General features: G+C 42.4%; 15 protein-coding genes and 1 pseudogene. 4 read left to right on the forward strand and 12 right to left on the reverse strand.

What is annotated here, in order from left to right; all coding sequences use genetic code 11:
* Positions 1–56 precede the first annotated feature (56 nt).
* The gene (locus tag MGG13_RS08665) at positions 57–1745 is read left to right on the forward strand and encodes an IS1182 family transposase (protein WP_239034623.1); all 1689 of its coding nucleotides are present in this window, start codon (positions 57–59) and stop codon (positions 1743–1745) included.
* On the opposite strand, the gene MGG13_RS08670 is transcribed toward MGG13_RS08665, so the two are convergent.
* The 3 genes from MGG13_RS08670 to MGG13_RS08680 are packed head-to-tail and all read right to left on the reverse strand — an operon-like array spanning position 1724 to position 4994.
* Positions 1724–2353 carry a response regulator gene (locus MGG13_RS08670; RefSeq protein ID WP_133432693.1) on the reverse strand — a complete coding sequence of 210 codons (630 nt, stop codon included), beginning with the start codon at positions 2351–2353 and terminating at the stop codon, positions 1724–1726. The genes MGG13_RS08665 and MGG13_RS08670 overlap by 22 nt on opposite strands.
* Positions 2354–2357: 4 nt before the next feature.
* Complete coding sequence (locus MGG13_RS08675; protein WP_239034624.1) at positions 2358–3446, reverse strand: GAF domain-containing sensor histidine kinase; 1089 nt, start codon at positions 3444–3446, stop codon at positions 2358–2360.
* A 9-nt stretch (positions 3447–3455) separates the two neighbouring features.
* Positions 3456–4994 carry a bifunctional GNAT family N-acetyltransferase/carbon-nitrogen hydrolase family protein gene (locus MGG13_RS08680; protein WP_133432695.1) on the reverse strand — a complete coding sequence of 513 codons (1539 nt, stop codon included), beginning with the start codon at positions 4992–4994 and terminating at the stop codon, positions 3456–3458.
* A gap of 78 nt (positions 4995–5072) precedes the next feature.
* Between MGG13_RS08680 and MGG13_RS08685 the strand changes: the two genes are divergently transcribed.
* Both MGG13_RS08685 and MGG13_RS08690 read left to right on the forward strand, forming a co-directional pair.
* Positions 5073–5894, forward strand: coding sequence for an RluA family pseudouridine synthase (locus MGG13_RS08685; protein WP_239034625.1), 822 nt, complete (start codon positions 5073–5075; stop codon positions 5892–5894).
* Positions 5895–5953: 59 nt separating this feature from the next.
* Positions 5954–6559: a nitroreductase family protein gene (locus MGG13_RS08690; RefSeq protein WP_133432697.1), complete on the forward strand. Its 606-nt coding sequence runs from the start codon at positions 5954–5956 to the stop codon at positions 6557–6559.
* Positions 6560–6673: 114 nt separating this feature from the next.
* Here MGG13_RS08690 and MGG13_RS08695 read toward each other — a convergent pair.
* The 5 genes and pseudogenes from MGG13_RS08695 to MGG13_RS08715 all read right to left on the reverse strand — a co-directional run bounded on the left by MGG13_RS08695 (position 6674) and on the right by MGG13_RS08715 (position 13680).
* Positions 6674–8121: pseudogene (locus MGG13_RS08695) on the reverse strand (IS1182 family transposase).
* A 178-nt stretch (positions 8122–8299) separates the two neighbouring features.
* A complete protein-coding gene (locus MGG13_RS08700) occupies positions 8300–10462 on the reverse strand; it encodes an RNA degradosome polyphosphate kinase (RefSeq protein ID WP_239034626.1) in 2163 nt (720 codons plus the stop codon).
* A gap of 52 nt (positions 10463–10514) precedes the next feature.
* Positions 10515–12050, reverse strand: coding sequence for a Ppx/GppA family phosphatase (locus MGG13_RS08705; RefSeq protein WP_239035706.1), 1536 nt, complete (start codon positions 12048–12050; stop codon positions 10515–10517).
* A gap of 25 nt (positions 12051–12075) precedes the next feature.
* Positions 12076–13461, reverse strand: coding sequence for a class II fumarate hydratase (gene fumC, locus MGG13_RS08710; protein WP_239034627.1), 1386 nt, complete (start codon positions 13459–13461; stop codon positions 12076–12078).
* An 81-nt stretch (positions 13462–13542) separates the two neighbouring features.
* A complete protein-coding gene (locus MGG13_RS08715; protein ID WP_165983710.1) occupies positions 13543–13680 on the reverse strand; it encodes an SAS053 family DNA gyrase inhibitor in 138 nt (45 codons plus the stop codon).
* Positions 13681–13809: 129 nt separating this feature from the next.
* Here MGG13_RS08715 and MGG13_RS08720 point away from each other — a divergent pair, with 129 nt between their 5' ends.
* The gene (locus tag MGG13_RS08720) at positions 13810–14646 is read left to right on the forward strand and encodes a nuclease-related domain-containing protein (protein WP_239034628.1); all 837 of its coding nucleotides are present in this window, start codon (positions 13810–13812) and stop codon (positions 14644–14646) included.
* A gap of 163 nt (positions 14647–14809) precedes the next feature.
* Here the strand turns inward: MGG13_RS08720 and MGG13_RS08725 are convergent, their stop codons facing one another.
* The 4 genes from MGG13_RS08725 to queG form a co-directional block, all read right to left on the reverse strand.
* A complete protein-coding gene (locus MGG13_RS08725) occupies positions 14810–15427 on the reverse strand; it encodes a sugar phosphate isomerase family (protein WP_239034629.1) in 618 nt (205 codons plus the stop codon).
* Positions 15428–15703: 276 nt separating this feature from the next.
* Positions 15704–16444 carry an oxygen-insensitive NADPH nitroreductase gene (nfsA, locus tag MGG13_RS08730; protein ID WP_239034630.1) on the reverse strand — a complete coding sequence of 247 codons (741 nt, stop codon included), beginning with the start codon at positions 16442–16444 and terminating at the stop codon, positions 15704–15706.
* Positions 16445–16455: 11 nt separating this feature from the next.
* Entirely contained in the window at positions 16456–16929 is a 474-nt protein-coding gene (gene trmL / locus MGG13_RS08735) for a tRNA (uridine(34)/cytosine(34)/5-carboxymethylaminomethyluridine(34)-2'-O)-methyltransferase TrmL (protein ID WP_239034631.1), read from the reverse strand.
* Complete coding sequence (gene queG / locus MGG13_RS08740; protein ID WP_239034632.1) at positions 16919–18046, reverse strand: tRNA epoxyqueuosine(34) reductase QueG; 1128 nt, start codon at positions 18044–18046, stop codon at positions 16919–16921. The genes trmL and queG overlap by 11 nt, the downstream gene beginning before the upstream one ends.
* Positions 18047–18110 lie beyond the last annotated feature (64 nt).

Consider the following 18110-nt stretch of genomic DNA (forward strand, 5'->3'; position numbering starts at 1 on the left):
AAAAGAAGCTCTCTTTTATAATGTAGTCACCACAACAACAGAAAAGGAGCCTCTTTATGTATAAAAATTATAACACAAATCAACTCATTCTGCCATTGGACACTCGTATCTTGTTCGGAGATAAAGATTTATGTGCCATCATTCATGATCTAGTTGAATCAATACCAGAAAGTCAGTATTCAAAATACTATAACTCCCGAGGAGCTTCCTCGTACCATCCCAAGATGATGCTTAAGATTATTCTTTATTCATATACACAGTCTGTTTTCTCAGGCAGACGGATTGAAGCCTCTCTTAATGACAGCATTAGAATGATGTGGTTGTCTCAGGAACAGAAGCCTTCCTATAGAACCATCAATCGCTTTAGAGTTCATCCGGTGATGGATGACCTACTGAAAAATTTGTATACTAATTTCAGAGCTCAGCTAACTGAAAACAATCTGATAGATGAGGATGCCATCTTTATAGATGGAACAAAAATTGAAGCAAACGCAAATAAGTATTCATTCGTATGGAAGAAGACTGTTCTCAATAATCAGTCCAAAGCTGTGACCAGAGCCCGGCTTATCTATGAGGATCTCTATGAAAATGAAATCATTCAGGAGATAAAGAACGAAATGGATGAAGAATTTAATATTGATGATACCCCGTATGTCGACGAAGCTCTCACAGAGAAAATCGAAGATTTAACACATAAAATGGAGCAGAGCGACGATTCAGAGGAAAGAAAAAGTATCAGAAAAGAGAGAACATCATTAAAGGCTGGGCAAAAAGAAATTAGAGCGATCTTTGAAAGAAATAAAAAATATGAGGGACAGCTCAAGATATTAGGAGAAAGAAACAGCTATTCTAAGACTGACCATGATGCCGTGTTTATGCGTATGAAGGATGATCATATGAGGAATGGTCAGTTGAAAGCCGGATATAATATTCAAATTGCCACTAACAACCAGTTCGTTCTCGCATACGATGTCTTTCCAAACCCTACAGATACTAAGACACTGATTCCATTTCTGAATACATACAAAGCGCTCTATCATAAATTTCCGCAACACATAGTGGCTGATGCTGGTTATGGAAGTGAAAGTAACTATGAAATACTTATAGATGACCTGCAGGTCATCCCGCTCATTCCTTTCAATATGTATGTAAAAGAGCAGTCTCCAGGCTACAGAAAAGATCGATTTAACACTTTTAACTGGAAGTATCATGAATTGGAGGATGCCTTTATATGTCCTCAGAATCATCCACTCCCTTTTAAAGATTATAGTGTGAGAAAAAATGGTGATAAAGAGCAAGTATCAAAGGTCTATCAATGCGATATGTGTCAGGAATGTCCATTGAAGACCCAGTGTATTTCAGCACAAGCAGCCGGAAACAAGAAAATCTTCAGGAATAATAACCTGGAGTACTTTAAAGAATACACAAGACAAAAGCTTTCAGATCAGGAAACTGGTAACATCTATGCGCGTCGCAAGATAGATGTCGAACCAGTATTTGGATATCTGAAGGCTATTTTGGGGTTCACTCGAATGTCAGTTCGAGGAACTGCCAAAGTAAAAAAAGAAATTGGTATCGCCTTAATGGCAGTAAATATAAGAAAAATGGCTGCCGTAGGCGGTCAGATTATCTGTAAAAATCATAAAAAGACGAAAAAAATGTTGAAATCACATTTTCTTCGTCTTTTTTTACTACCCAGAACTATTTATGTCCCAGACTCTTTTTATTTATTGATTAAGTTATAAGTCATCGCATAGATAGCAGCTTGCGTACGGTCTGTCACTTCAAGTTTAGTGAAAATATGACTGACATGCGTCTTGACCGTTTTTTCTGATACGAATAGAATATCTGCTATTTCTTTATTCGTATGCCCTTTTGTCATCTCTTCCAGCACTTCAAGTTCTCGTTTAGACAGTTTATTCTTTAGATGCGGTAATGAAACGGCTGTCTCTGCTGCTGTCATGACAGCAGGATGGAAATATTTTTCTCCTGCCACTACTTTATTGATGGTTTCTATCAGCTGACCGGGTTCAGAATCTTTCACTTCATAACCGTCTGCCCCTGCTTCCATCACGCCGATAACATGTTCCTCGTCGATATAGCTGGATAAAACCAGAATCTTGATATCAGGATAATGCTGTTTGATGTATTTCGTTGTTTCAATACCGTCCATATGTGGCATCACAAGATCCATCAGGATACAGTCTGGATGCACGCCTTCTGCCAGGTAGCCAATGACTTCCCGACCATCGCTGAAATCTGCGACGACTTCATAATCTGTCATCGAATCAACTAGAAACTTCAGACCTTGTCTGACAATATGATGGTCATCAACAAGTAAAAGTGTCGTCATCTTCTCATCCTTTCAGCTGCAGTGTAATCGTTGTCCCCGCTTTGCTGCTGTCAATCGATAACTGTCCGCCTATCGACTCTGCACGCTGCTGCATGTTGCTGAGCCCATGGGTCGGCAACTGGTCTGCTGAGCTGGCAGTAAAGCCTTTTCCGTTATCTTCTATTTTAACAGAGTCTGCACTGATTGTGATGACTGCTTCTTGTGTTTCAGCATGCTTTCTGATGTTGTTAAGTGCTTCCTGAACGATTCTGAAGATGGTAATCTCTTCTTTATTATCAAACTGGACTAAACCATCTACATGAATCGTCGTCTCCAGATTCAGCACCTGAGCATACTGACGGATCGCATGGGTCAGCCCTTCTTCCAGACCGATTGGTTTCAGCTGCCAGATAAGTGCACGCATCTCATTGACCGCATTCTGACTCGTTTCCTCGATGATAGAAAACGCCATCTTAGAACGATTATCTACTGTCTGAGCACCCGCTGCATGCGCTGTCAGCTTCAGTGAGAATAACATCTGATTAACGGAATCATGCAGGTCACGCGCTAAACGGTTCCGTTCATTTGTCAGTGCAATCTCCCGTTCTTTCTCAGTCAGCGCAATACGCTTGATGGCACTGCCGATCTGAAATGCGACGGATTCCAGTAGCTCCAGCTCTTCAGCACTATACGTTTCTTTATGAGGCGTAGCCACATTTAACAGACCGAACTTTTCCTGTCCAGACTGCAGTGGCACTGTCGCATGATGTGTAATACCGCCTGTTTCAGTCGGAAACTTTCGGTTCGCCTTAACAATCCGAGAACAGGTGATGATATTCGACGCCTTCGTCAGTTTACCTTGATGATAACGTGATACGCACCAGCATGGCCCTTCTGTCATATAGTGACAATCATTCCGCTCTAATGCTTGCGGCAGTTCATAATCAGATACCAGCTGATGATGGCCTTCATTGTCGATGAAAAAAATCCAGCCGGTCGAAAACTCACTGCCTTCAACCAGCCGTTTTAGCGCACCAAACAGCATTGACTGTACTTCTGTCTCTTCATTCAGAAATTCTGCTATTTCTTTTAACAGTGCTGTCTTTGATTTCATGCGCTCACCTTATTTCTTGTATTGAATATGATAAAGGTCATGTCTGCGGTCACGGAGTTGACGCACCGTACCATCTTCACGCCCACGACGTAATCCTTCAAGATCGACATCGCCGATCATCACCATCTCTACGTTCTCACCTGTCTCACCGATGATACCGTCACGTGCGAAGCCGAAATCGCTCGGCGTGTAGATGCCTGACGCTGAATACTGGATGTCCATGTTTTCAGTCTGAGGCAAGTTACCGCAAGTACCACTTGTTACAGTATAGATCTGGTTCTCAATGGCACGAGCCATAGAACAGTATTTCACACGTAAGTAGCTTTGACGGTCTTCTGTTGAGAACGGCGTAAAAATAATTTTCGCTCCTTTTTCAGTCGCAATACGTGCCATTTCAGGAAACTCACTGTCATAACAGATCTGGATAGCGATTTTACCGCAGTCTGTGTCAAAGACTTCTACTCTGTTACCTGGTGAAATTCCCCACCAGCGGCGCTCGTTAGGTGTCACATGAATCTTGTACTGTTTCTCAATTGAGCCGTCACGACGGAATAAGTATGAGATATTGTAGATTTCATCATCTTCCTCAACGAAGTGAGAACCACCGATAATATTGATGTTATAACGCATCGCAAAGCTGTTGAACATTTCAATATACTGTTCTGTATATTTGGTCAGATGACGGATTGATTCAGCTGGGTTGCGGCGTTCATCAAAGCTCATCAGCTGTGTCGTCAGTAACTCCGGGAAAACGACAAAGTCACTGCCCGCATCATAGGCAACATCAACGAAATATTCAATCTGGTTCGCAAACTCTTCAAAAGAATCTATTTTACGCATCATATAGTTGACGGTACAGATACGTACAGGGTAGCTTGTCTTGAAATGCAGATTAGTCTTCGCTACGAAATCTGGATTGTTCCATTCCATAAGTGTCGCGTATTTATTACTTTTCACGTCGTCAGGCAGATAACCTGGATTAATACGCATTAAAGTGAAGCCGTTCATAAACTGGAATGTCAGTACCGGGTCCTTGATTTTCCGTTTCATGACGTCATTAACATATTCGCGTGGCGATAACTCATCTTTGTAAAGATGATAGTTCGGAATACGGCCACCGATGATAATACTCTTTAAGTTCAGTTCATAGGCAATCTCACGACGTGCTTCATACAGACGCTGTCCGACACGCATCCCGCGGAAATCCGGATGCACCATTACTTCTATGCCGTAAAGGTTATGACCGTTTTCATTATGGTTCGTGATATAACCTTTATCCGTAATATCATCCCACGTATGGCGATCATCATATTCATCAAAGTTGATGATTAAGCTTGAAGAAGAACCGATTAATGTTCCTTCATATTCAATAACGACCTGTCCGCGCGGAAAAAGGTTTAAATGGGATTCAAGCTGTTCTTTTTTCCAGGGTTCCATGCCAGGAAAACAGACTTCCTGCAATCTGATGACTTCCTCTATATCATCAAAAGTCATCAGACGGGATTCAATTGATTTATTAAAATTCTCTAAGTTAAGTTCTTCAGTCATGTTCATACTCCTTCGTTTACTCTATAATAAATATTATACACGACTCAAGGAGTCGCTAAACATTAGATGGAGGCTACTATGAATATTACAATCAATCAGTCATTTGACGGCATGACAGTAGAAGAACTGCTGAAACACTGGATGCTGCCTAAGAAAATGATTCACGAACTTCGCATGTCAAAAGAACTGACTATCAATAATGAACCGGCAACGTTTCACTCTATACTTCATACAGATGATCAGTTGATGCTACCAGTCATGGAAGAAAAAAGTCAGTACAAATCGTCGTTCAGACTTTGCGAAGTCGCTTACGAAGATGAGTACCTGGCCATACTTGTGAAGCCAAAAGGTGTCAAGACGCACCCGAACGACATGATGGAGACGAACACACTGCTTAACCACGCGGTCTATACACTGAAATCGGACTACGTTGAACCGATTCATCGTCTCGATCAGGAGACAGTTGGCCTCGTGCTCGTTGCAAAAAATCCACTTGTCAAAAAAATACTGGACCGAATGCTGGAACAGCGTGACATCACCAGAACCTATAAAGCGAAAGTACGTAGTTTATTACCAATCAAACAGCAGACTATTGAACTGCCGATCGGTAAAGATAAATTTCACCCAAATAAACGTCGTGTATCAGATAGTGGTCAGCAGGCAGTCACACATATCATTGATTCAAAAGTGCTGGGCGATGGTGTCACGGAAGTTGAACTTAAACTGGATACAGGCCGCACCCATCAAATCCGTGTCCATCTTGCTGCAATCGGCTATCCAGTACTTGGTGACCCATTATACAGTGATTCTAAATTACGTCAGCTTCAGTTAACAGGCTATAAACTGACTTTTATCCATCCGATTACAAATGAACATGTAGAAGCAGAGCTCAAACAGTAAAATTGCAATTTGACCTTCTTTCACTTAATATATAAGTGCTAATTAAAAGGAGGATTATCATGTCAGAATTAAATATTTTCACTGATAGAAAAGCGGTCAAAGAATATGACCCCAATTTTAAACTGTCTAAAGAAGAGATAGTCGATCTCTTAGAGAAAGCGAACCGTGCACCTTCCGCATGGAATCTGCAGCACTGGAAATATATCGTCATTCATAGTGACGCCGCAAAAGAGAAACTTCTTCCTCTCGCTTTTAACCAGCGTCAAATTACTGATGCCAGTGCTACACTTATCGTCCTTGCTGATAAAGAAGCAGAGAAAAATATTGATGCTGTCTTTAATCCAGACATAGAAGCGGGACGCATGACCCCTGACTTAAAAGAAAGACTTGCCGGACAGGTCAATGGTGCACATTCACGACCTGAATATGCTTTTGAGGCAGGCGTCCTGAATGCGTCACTTGCAGCCATGCAGTTCATGAATGCGGCGACACTCGCAGGATTATCAACCTGTCCTATCGGCGGCTTTAATCGTACCGCTCTGATTGAAGCCTTTGATATTGAAGACCGCTATTTACCGATTATGCTGATACCTGTCGGTAAACAGGCTAAAGAACCCCGTGCGACAAGTCGTCTTGACGTTTCAGACGTCGCAACATTCTTATAAAAAAAGTGCAGCGAAATTCGGAGGCCACTGAAAATCTCACTAATTCCAACAACTCAATAGTGTAAAAGAACCCGTCGATTTCCTCAACATTAGGAAATAACGGGTTCTTTTATCCTATTTTTCATCTATAAGTTTTATGATTCTTTTGATATTCACTACGAATATTGTCGCAGCCGTCTGCATTTCCATATTTAATAGACCCGCGTATTTTGAACTTTTCATACCGTGTCTATTTTTTAATTCAGAGTTCTTTGCCTCAATCATATATCGTTTTCTTGAGATTAACTTGAATCTTTCAGAATCCATGAACTTCATCTGATGTTTATGGGTTTCTGATTTTATTGTCACGCTGTATGTTTTAGATTTAGCGCCATCTCTATAACATCCTATTTTGAGAGGGCAGATCTGGCATTTATCAATGTCAAAATAATAAGTATCCGTCTGGTTTTGACCCTGCTTTTTTCCCTGACGCGCTTTTCTAACGGCTAACTGTCCTGCCGGACATACAAACATACCTGCATCCTTATTATATTCAAAGGCCTGATTCTCTTTACGGACACCATGAATAATATGGGGATGGAGTTTTGAAACCAGTTCGATATTATCATTAAAGCAGTAATCCAGATTGTCTCTTGATGAGTAGGCTGTGTCACCTATAACGGTGTCCACTTCTACACCATTTTCACGTGATTTCTCAATCAACTGCGACAGGTAACATCCATCGGATTTCTCTCCGGTAGTTACAACAGCCGCTGTGATGATACGGTCGGTGTTCATTGCGAGATGGTTCTTATAGCCAAAGAACGACTTATCTTCTGATTTGTGTCCAACACGTGCATCTTCATCCACCGATACTGTATAGGTTGACTCACAATCCTCAATTGTTTCTTTGAAATAGTTTATTTTTTCTTTCACGGATGGAATGGACAGATACTTTTCTTCTTTTAACAGATCATCCAGAAAAGATTTCGACAGATCCAGTGCTTCTTTTGTAGAACAATCATTAAGCTTTAGAGGTTTTATCTTCGTGTCATCTATTTTGCCTGCGGCATATACAATCTGATTTGAACGTTTCTGAAGAATCTCCTTCGGAAGGTAAGCATTGTACCTCGACTGACTATGGGTGGCATCAACGATTAAGGTGGATCCATTTAGAACGCCCTGATTTTGTGCTGTTTCAACGGAAGTTTTAATCAGCAGATCCAGCAGGTTCATGTCCTTGAGACGAAGCTTTCTAAACTTTGTGAGAGAACTGGAGTGAATCACTTCTTCTTCAGGCGCCATATCCAGAAAAAACTTAAAAGACATATCATAACGTGAGCGTTCCACCACATCAACGTCTGATAAATCAAAAATAACTTTCAGAAGCAGATATTTAAACATTCTGACAGGACTTACGGCACTTCTTCCTTTCGTTATCGAATAATTTTCTATTACTTCATCGTAGATGAATGAAAAATCGATAATGTCTTTCTTCTTCTCAGTTTGTTATTTTTAGGTACAACTATGTCATAAAGGTCTGAATAATTACTGTTTATCTTCTGTGAATCCGGTCTGATCATTGAACGACTCCCCCTGTTTCCTTAAGTTTAAATGATGAGAACAAAATAAAGAACATGAATTTCAAAATTCATGTTCTCTAAAAGATTTTTATTCAATTGCGATTCGCCTTTAATTATCAGAATAATCGTAGATTATTAAAGGGGATTTTCAGTGGCCTTGAAATTCGCTGCACTTTTTTTAGCTTCTTCTGATACGTGCACGCACACGGTCAAACAAGCGGGCACGCTTAGACATCATCGGTCTTGGCGGCTCGACTTCTTTTTTGACGAGGCTGCGTTTGTACTGTTCTGCTTCCTGCACCAATTTCTCCTGAGAGTTCGTTGGCTCAAGGTCATTTTTCACGTATTCATATACGCCTTCTTTATTCTGTTCACGAGCTTTCAGATTATCATTCAACTGCAGTGCCAGAATATCTTTCAGTCTTGCCACAATCGCTTCATCCAGCACAGGGAAAAGAATTTCTACACGTTTAATCATGTTACGCGTCATCATATCTGCTGAAGAGAGATACATTCTTTCTTCGCCGTTATGATAGAAATAGTAAATACGAGAGTGCTCAAGGAAACGTCCGACAATACTGATGACGCGGATATTCTCACTGACTCCTGGAATGCCCGGCTTCAGACAGCAGATACCACGGATGATCAGATTGACTTTAACGCCTGCCTGACTCGCTTCAAACAATTTCTTGATAACCGCTTTATCAGTTAAAGAGTTCATCTTCGCGATAATGAGACCATTGCCATTTGCTTGATGAGACGCAATCTCCTGATCGATGTGATCCAGAAACTCATCACGAATTTCAAACGGTGCCACATGCAGTTTCTTATACTCAGGCTTCTCAGAGTAACCGCTTAAGTAGTTAAAGAAGTTCATGGCATCCTGGCCTATTTCTTTATTTGTTGTAATAATACCCATATCAGTATAAATTTTAGCGGTTTTGTCGTTGTAGTTACCTGTACCTAGATGGACATAAGGAACAAGTTCCTCGTTTTCACGTTTAATGACAAGCGTGATTTTACTATGTGTCTTTAAATGTGTCATACCATAGATGACATGACAGCCTGCTTCTTCAAGCATCTTTGCCCAGTGCACATTGTTCTCTTCATCAAAACGTGCTTTCAGCTCGACTAAAACAGTCACCTGTTTACCCGATTCCGCCGCATTTTTCAGCGCTTCGATAATCGGTGAGTCGCTGGATACACGGTAAAGTGTCTGTTTGATTGCGAGTGTATTCGGATCTTCTGAAGCTTCCTTGATAAAGTCGACAATCGGCTGGAACGATTCATATGGATGATGGAAGAAAACATCGCGCTCTTTTGCCGCCTTATAAACATTCTGCTCATTTAATGCAAGCGGTGGTGCTGCTTCGAATGGTTTAAATTCAAGCTGCGGATATTTCTTACCGATCATACCTGCCAGCTGGAAGAGCATCGTTAAGTCAAGCGGTCCGTCGAGTTTGTAAATATCGCGTTCTTCGATATCCAGTTCTTTTGTTAAAAATGAGCCATTGATTGTTGGGTCGTGACGCACATCAATTTCAAGACGGACAGCTGCACCACTTTTTCTTTTCTTAAGAAACTTCTCAATTTCAATCAGCAGATCCTCTGCCCCGTCTTCGTGAATCGTTAAATCGGCATTACGCGTGATTCTAAACGTGAATGTGCGCAGGATTTCAAAACCTGCAAATAAGCGGCCGATAAAGTGTGTGATGATGTCTTCCAGCAGAACATATACGCGGCGCTGGTCATCCTTAATTTCGATGATACGGTTAAGAAGCGCCGGAATTTGAACAATCGCAGACTTTTTAGCACCTGTTGTATCTTTGACATCCACAAAGATGTTCAATGATTTATTCGTTAGTTTAGGGAAAGGACGGTACGCATCAATCCCAAGTGGTGTTAACGTCGGTAAAATTTCAAACTCGAACTTCTGCTTAATGAACTCGTAGTTTTCTGGAGACAGTTCATCAGGCGTTTTGAAGAAAACCTGGAAGCTTTCAAGCTCCTTGAGCAGTTTCTGGTACTGTTCATATTGAATACGAACGTTCTCACGGTTTTTCTCGTCAATCGCAATCAACTGTTCAGTCGGTGTCATCTGCGTTTTATTTTCACGTTCTGTAAAATTCAGTTTGACCTGGTCTTTTAAGCCCGCTACTCGAACCATGAAGAATTCATCTAAATTTGACGATGCGATAGCTAAAAACTTAAGACGTTCAAGTAATGGATTCTTCATATCCATTGACTCTTCGATGACTCGGTAATTGAAAGCGACCCAACTAACTTCTCGGTTGTTATAATATTCCTTGTTATTTAAATCTATCGTTTTGTTCGTTTCCATTTTAGTCACCTCAACTAAGTCTATATACCTCTACTTATACAGTTATAACGGACTAATGTAAATTTTCTGTAAAGATGATGTTAATTTTTGACTTTGTGATTTTTTCCAGATGCTTTTTCTGACGTTCTGCCTGATATTCCTCTGCAATCGGATCACCTGTGTAATTGATGTACAAGTTCAGATGGTCCTTCTCTTCTTCCAGATATAGCTCTGTCACGACACGCGTATTGCTGACATTCAAAGCATGGGCAAACTTCAGGATGCTGCCCAGAACTTGAATTTCACCTTTTTCTTTATCGCTGAACCAGCCGGTTTCATCCATAAAAAACTTCAACAGGGATTTGCTCTTGTAACTAGCAAGAAGCGCTAATTTAACACGTTCACGATGGGCGATACCATTCAGGCTTGAGTTCGAGATAATGTAGTACGTATGCTGACTGGACGCATCAGAATCGATATAGCTGCCAAGATAGAAAAGATAAGCTGCCTGCAACATCAGTTTCTTCTGCTGTTTGTCGCCTTCAATCAAACCCATTTTCTCCAGTTCAAAATAAAGCAGTTCTGCCAGTTTCTGACGCTGAACGGCATCCTCATGGTTGATGCTGTAACTGTAAGCAAGATTGCGCAGGCTCTCTTTAAACACTTCATTTTTATCAAAAGGGTGCTTATAGTCCTCCTCGAGAATAGACATAGTGATTCCTTCCCGTAAGCCTTTACGCGAGAAGATAAATTCAGTTGCGTTAACTTCCTCGTAAAGAGTCGTGAAGACAATGCCTGACGGTACAATGATATCCTGACGGTCCTTACTTAGACCGTCTAGATCATCCAGCTGTTCCATTGTAGAGCTGATTAGTTTTTTGAAGACATACTCAATATCGTTTTTAGACATAGAATAGCCGTGGACACCTGCTATCGGATATTCAGACAGAGACTGGTGGATACGTGCGAAGTTACGTGCAGAACCGCCAATCGCAATAATAGGGACTTTACGCTGGCCAAGCCATTTAAGTGACTGAAGTTGTTCTTTGACAAATTTTCTAGCCGCTTCGATGGCCTCAGAATCGTTATGAGCTTTACCATTAAAGAATAGTTTCTGCAGTGTGACGACACCAAACGGGAAACTATGTGAGAACTTCAGTTCTTTATCCTCGTAATAGGTGACTTCCGTACTGCCGCCACCGATATCGACTGTTACACCATCTTCGTAGTCGAGCGTATTTACGACCGCATAGAAGCCAAAGTAAGCTTCTTCTTTTTCAGAGATAATACGCATCTTGATACCCGTACGTTCTTCAACTTTATCAATGATTTCAGTGATGTTTTTTGATTGACGTACTGCCGCTGTCGCAACAGGATATAATGCTTCGACATTGAACTTGTCGGCTACTTTCTGGAAGCTTTCAAGTGTATCGCATAAAACATTGATTCCGTTTTCAGCCATCACTTTGTCAGCATCCAGATACTGATAAAGACGAGCAGGTGTTTTAATATTCTGCAGTTCAATAAGTCCTGTTTTTTCTGAGTATTCAAAGATGACTAATCTGATTGTATTTGAACCGATATCTACTAAACCTATTCTTTTCATAATAAACCTCTTCCCTGATTGATACTTATTATTTCGGATGAATCATTTCCTCCGGTTTGATCCAGTCGTTGTACTGTTCTTCAGTTAAATAACCACTTTTCAGGGCAGACTCTTTTAACGTCAGCCCTTCTTTATGTGCTGTCTTCGCGATATAAGCTGCTTTCTCATAACCGATGTGCGGGTTAAGCGCTGTGACAAGCATCAATGACTGATTCAGGTAGTTGGTGATATTCTCTTCAACAGGTTCGATACCTACAGCACAGTTATCATTAAATGAATTCATACCGTCAGCCAGTAAATAAATGGATTGCAGCGTGTTGTACATGATAACCGGTTTAAAGACATTGAGTTCAAAGTTACCCTGACTCGCTGCAATACCGATTACTGTATCGTTCCCCATCACCTGTACAGCAACCATTGTCAGCATCTCACTTTGAGTTGGATTGACTTTACCTGGCATGATAGAAGAACCAGGTTCATTTTCAGGAATCGATAGTTCACCGAGACCCGCACGCGGACCTGACGCAAGCCAGCGTACATCGTTCGCAATCTTCATTAAATCTGCTGCCAGTGCCTTTAAGGCCCCGTGGACGAAGGTCACTTCATCATGAGCCGTCAGCGCATGGAACTTGTTCGGTGAAGAAACAAAGTCAAAACCGGTCTGCTCCTTGATCTGTGCGGCCACGCGGTCACCGAATTCCGGATGCGCATTGATCCCAGTACCGACAGCAGTGCCGCCGATTGCCAGATTCAGCAGTTCTTTTTTAGCTGTGTTCAGCAGCTCCTCGCATTTGTCGAGCATATAGCGCCAGCCTGAGATTTCCTGACCCAGCGTTAAAGGTGTCGCATCCTGTAAGTGAGTACGACCGATCTTGATGATATGCGCGAACTTTTCCTCTTTGTCTTTCAGCGTGTTGCGCAGACGGTCAAGTGCCGGCATGAGTTTCACTTCGATCTCATTGTAAAGGGCCACGTGCATCGCCGTCGGGTAAGTATCATTTGAACTTTGTGATTTGTTGACGTCATCATTCGGATGAATACGTTCTTCAGAACCTGATTCAGCCAGATACTGGTTCGCTGCGAATGCGACGACCTCATTGACATTCATATTACTCTGCGTACCGCTGCCGGTCTGCCAGACGACAAGCGGAAAATGTTCGTCCAGTTTGCCTGCCAGTACATCATCACAGGCTCTGACAATTGCAGCTGCTTTCGCTTCAGATAATTTGCCCAGTTCCTTATTGACGACTGCCGCCGCACGTTTCAGATGTGCGAAGCCGTAGATGACTTCAATCGGCATCTTTTCTTTACCGACCGGGAAATTCTGCTTACTGCGCTGCGTCTGAGCGCCCCAATATTTTTCAGCAGGTACTTCGATTTCACCAAATGTATCGTGTTCAATTCTTACAGACATGTTATTCTCCCCTTAATGTTTTGATACTTCTATTCTACCTTAAATAATAAGGACATTCATCACAAAAAAACAGCTGAATCATCAGCTGTCCTCCCGTTCATCTTGTGTGCCGTTGAAGTTGTGCTCTTCAGCATTCTGTTCTGAAATCTGTTCCATTTCTTTTCCGAGTTCTACAACATCACTGAAATCTTCAACCATTTCATTTTCTGGATTATGCATGAATAGTCCTCCTTAAAATTTGTCAGGCTGCTCATTAAGGGATATATTGGAAATGTCAAATACCTCCAGGAGCGCCTCATAATCATCTACCATTCTCGTACCCTCATTCACCAGTATTTAAGCTATGAAATGCTGAAATATCGCTATCCCTTTGACCTCGAGACGATTGACAGACAGGAAAGAATGAAGAAAGGTTACAGTGGTGAATCTCTGGTTGACCACTGGCTTAGCGACTTATTCATGTCCTCCAGCTGCCTTTATCTCTGTGATTTACGACTGAATGTTGACTTTGAGCAACTGCAGATTGACAGCCTTATTATTTTTGACAGGTCCGTCATCGTTTTTGAAATTAAGAACTATACTATGGATCTGCGTTATCAGAATGGGCATTTCTACCGGCAGTCCGGCGAGATGCTGACCTCAGTGCGTGCGCAGCTCGACAAAATCAGGCGGCTGATGTCCAAAGTGATCGCTGACTATGACAGTACGGTTGAGGTGAAAGTTATGCCATTCTTTGTCAACAGCAAGCAGCAAATAAGCGGCCTGCCGCTGGACGGTGATGTCCTTGTGCCTGGTAATTACCAGCACGTGCTCGCGCCCTATATAGATAGTAGAGCGCCCCGTGATGATTTAGCACGTTATCTTGTTTCCTTGAATCAAGTCAATGACTTCGACAGAAAGCTTGAGATTGACTACGATTCAGTCTCTAAAGGCATCTACTGTGAGAAATGTCATCAGCCGCTCACCAAGAAAAGCCAGCGTCAATATGGTTGTTCAGCATGTGACCGGGTCTATAACGCGCATCAAGTGGTCAGCCATCAGCTGAAAGTCTATCGTCACATCTGGGCTGACCGACCTGTGACGACTAAGACGGCCTATGAATGGATGGACGGCAAAATCTGCTGGCGGACACTGCAACGCATTCTGGCAAATAAGATAGACGAATCACTTATTCCCAGGGGCTAAGCGGGCGGCGCCACTCAAATCCGTTCTCCGCTCCCAGTGGCGCCGGACGCGCCACTCAAACCTGTTCTCCGCTCCCAGTGGCGCCAGGCGCGCCACTCAAGCCTATTTTCTCTCTGGTTCCCATTAAAAAACACCAGCTCATCACGAGCTGGTGCACTTCATCTTATGAGAACACTGAATAATAGTATTCACGTACATCTGCTGGCAGACCTTGTGCCGCTTCCCAGTCTAAGATGACTGTCGACATACGGTGTGACTTCAGGTTGCCGGCCTCAAAGTTTGTATTGGTTTCACTTGTGCTGTAGAGCTGTGAAACAACATTCGCTTTATCTGCACCTGTCACTAACAGGATGATTTCACGTGCAGTGAGCAGACCCTTATCTGAATCAGCATTCACTTCACGGTAACCAACAGTACCGTCTGCATTAATTGTACCTACAAACATAGTCAGTTTACCTTTGTTTTCTTTTGTTTTCGCTGTTTCTTTAATTTCTTCGTCAATATTAACTGTTTTCTTCACACTGTGAAGCTGATCTTTCACAATACCCATATTCAGAAATTCTGCGCCGGCATTATCATAATCGAATACATGAATCTGGCTTGCATCAACTGGATTGATTGCCATTTCTTCATGTAATTCACGGTAGAAATGATTGTGTTCGTCATTCAATGCAAATACAACGATTGAAGTCGGGTTGTTATTGAACTGTTTTCTTACGATATCCGCTGCATACTGAGAAGCGATACCCTCAGTTTCAAAAATCTTAAAATTCATTGCCATGATGTTTTCCTCCTGAGTCCACTTTTAATAATTCACTTATACCCTTATTAGTATATCATTGAAACATAAGGTTTCACTCTTAATTGTTATGGTATATAATAAAAGTAATTATATTTCAGGAGGTCCTTCTCTTATGAACACATTATTACTTTGCATGGTCGGTTTATCATTCATCGTTGCAATGTTAACAGCTGGTCGTGAATCTAAATACGGTATCCGCGACGAAGAACTTAAAAACTTAAAATAAAAAAAGATTGGCTTCCCGCCAATCTTTTTTTATTGTTTCAGAAATCCCTGTTTCTTCACCACATCATCTACATCCAGACGAGTTTTTTCGCTCAGCATACCGATAACCTGTTCGCTCCATTTATCGGCGCGCTTACCATTGGTCCGTTCTCTGTAATAGGCAGCAATCTCTTCGTCATAAGCTGTAATTTCATCAGCATAACGACTGCTGTCATACTCATTTTCATGATAGATATGCTCAAACGGCAGACGCTCTTTCTGACTGCCTGAATCTTCAGGATGACCGACAACCATGCCAAAAAGAGGATAAACATGTGCGGGCAGATTTAAAATATCAATCACTTGCTGCATATCATTACGCAGACTGCCGATATAACAAATACCGAGTCCCATACTTTCCGCTGCAACAGCCAGATTCTGTGCGGCAAGCACTGCATCTACAGTTCCCACTAAGAAGCTTTCTGTTGCACCTAAATAGTCATTGATGTCTGCACCGAGTTTTTCGCTCATCAGCTGATGGCGGTGAAAATCAGCGACAAACACAAAAAGATGACCGTTCTCCTCGACATATGGCTGACCGCTGACTTTTCTTAACGCTGCTTTCTTGTCGGCATCTGTCACGCCCATAATAGAATAGGCCTGCAGGTAGCTTGATGTTGAGGCCATCTGTGCGGCCTCCACGAGCGTCCGGACTTCTCCTTCAGTCAGTTTCTCTTCTGTAAACTGACGGATTGAGCGGTGATTCATTAACTGTCTGATGACTTCGTTCATATTTGCACCTCTTATTTCAAATTTGGATAATCCTGCTGTCTCAGCGCCTCATAGACTAAAATAGCTGCTGTATTAGACAGGTTCAATGAGCGCACATTATCATTCATCGGAATTCTAAGCGCCGTATCCATATACTTTTCTTTTACCCAGTCAGGCAGTCCTGTTGTCTCTCTGCCGAAAATAAAATAGTGCTGAACATCTGTATCAGAGTAATCAAACGTCGTGTGCGGCTTCTGACCGAACTTCGTCAGTAAATAATAGTTACCGCCCGCTGTTTTTTCAAAGAACTCTTCAATACTGTCATAATAGATAATATTGACGAACTTCCAGTAATCAAGACCTGCACGGCGCAGCATTTTGTCGTCTGTCGAAAAGCCGAGCGGACGAATCAAGTGCAGTGTTGTATCTGTAGCAGCGCAAGTTCTGGCGATATTGCCTGTGTTGGCCGGTATTTCCGGCTGATAAAGTACGACGTTAATTGACATGTGTAATCTCCTCTAATCCTTTTAATATTTCATTCTTCACTTCTGTTTCTTCTTCCAGATGATATCTTTCCTCTAAGAATAATCGTTCAGCTTCACCCGCGATTTGACCGATTGCCCAGTAGGCAGTGCCTTTGATGACCGGGCGTTCGTCTTTTACAGCGACTTCTTTTAGCGTCGGCACAGCAGATGCTTCTTTAAAATGTGCAAGCGCAATGATCGCATTGCGCTGGATGGGCTTTTTGCCACGCCAGCTGCCTGCTAAATGACCATACTCATTTTTGAACATCTTATTGCTCATCGTTAAGAGCGGCTCGAGTAACGGCTTCAGTTTAAGGGGTTCCAGTATGATGTCGTCATGAGTCGTATTGATACTGCGGTTCTTCGGACAGACCTGCTGACATGTATCACAGCCATACAATCTGTTTCCGATCTTAGTTCTGTATTCATCCGGCAGAAAGTCTTTTGTCTGTGTCAGAAAGCTGATGCACTTCTGTGAATTGAGCTGACCGTTACCGGCTAAAGCACCGGTCGGACAGCGGTCGATACAGATCGTACAGTCGAGGCAGCTATCCAGGACAGGCGCATCCGGTGGCAGTTTGATGGAGGTGAGCAGTTCACCGAGATACGTCCATGTCCCGAGCTCCTTATTCAGAATAAAGCCATTTTTCGCTGCATAACCGAGACCCGCACGTTCAGCGACAGCCCGGTCGCTTAAGACGCCGGTATCCACCATGGACATACACTCCGCTTCAGGCACACGCGACTTGATGAACGTTTCCAGTAACTGCAGCCTCTTTCTAAGGAGTGAATGATAATCCATCCCCCACGATGCGCGTGCGAACATGCCGCGTCTCTCGCCCCGTACGCTTTTCGGTGCATCCGGCAGTTTATTAGGATAACCGACCGCTATCGCGATAATCGTTTCAGCAGACGCCATTGATTTTCTTGGATTGATTCTCAGCTCGATATCTGATTCCTCAAATCCAGATGCATAGCCATTCGCAAAATAAGCTTCAAGCTTCGGTCTCAGCTCTTCAAATGGTTCTGCTGTCGTAAATCCGATGGCATCTATTCCGATCGTCTTACTGTAAGCGATGATCTCTTCTTTCAGCGTCACATCCTGTCACCTCCAAATCAATGCAACTATTTTACCACAAAAAAACACAACGCCGGAGCGTTGT

The sequence above is a fragment of the Macrococcus brunensis genome (assembly GCF_022343725.1).
Lineage (GTDB): Bacteria > Bacillota > Bacilli > Staphylococcales > Staphylococcaceae > Macrococcus > Macrococcus brunensis.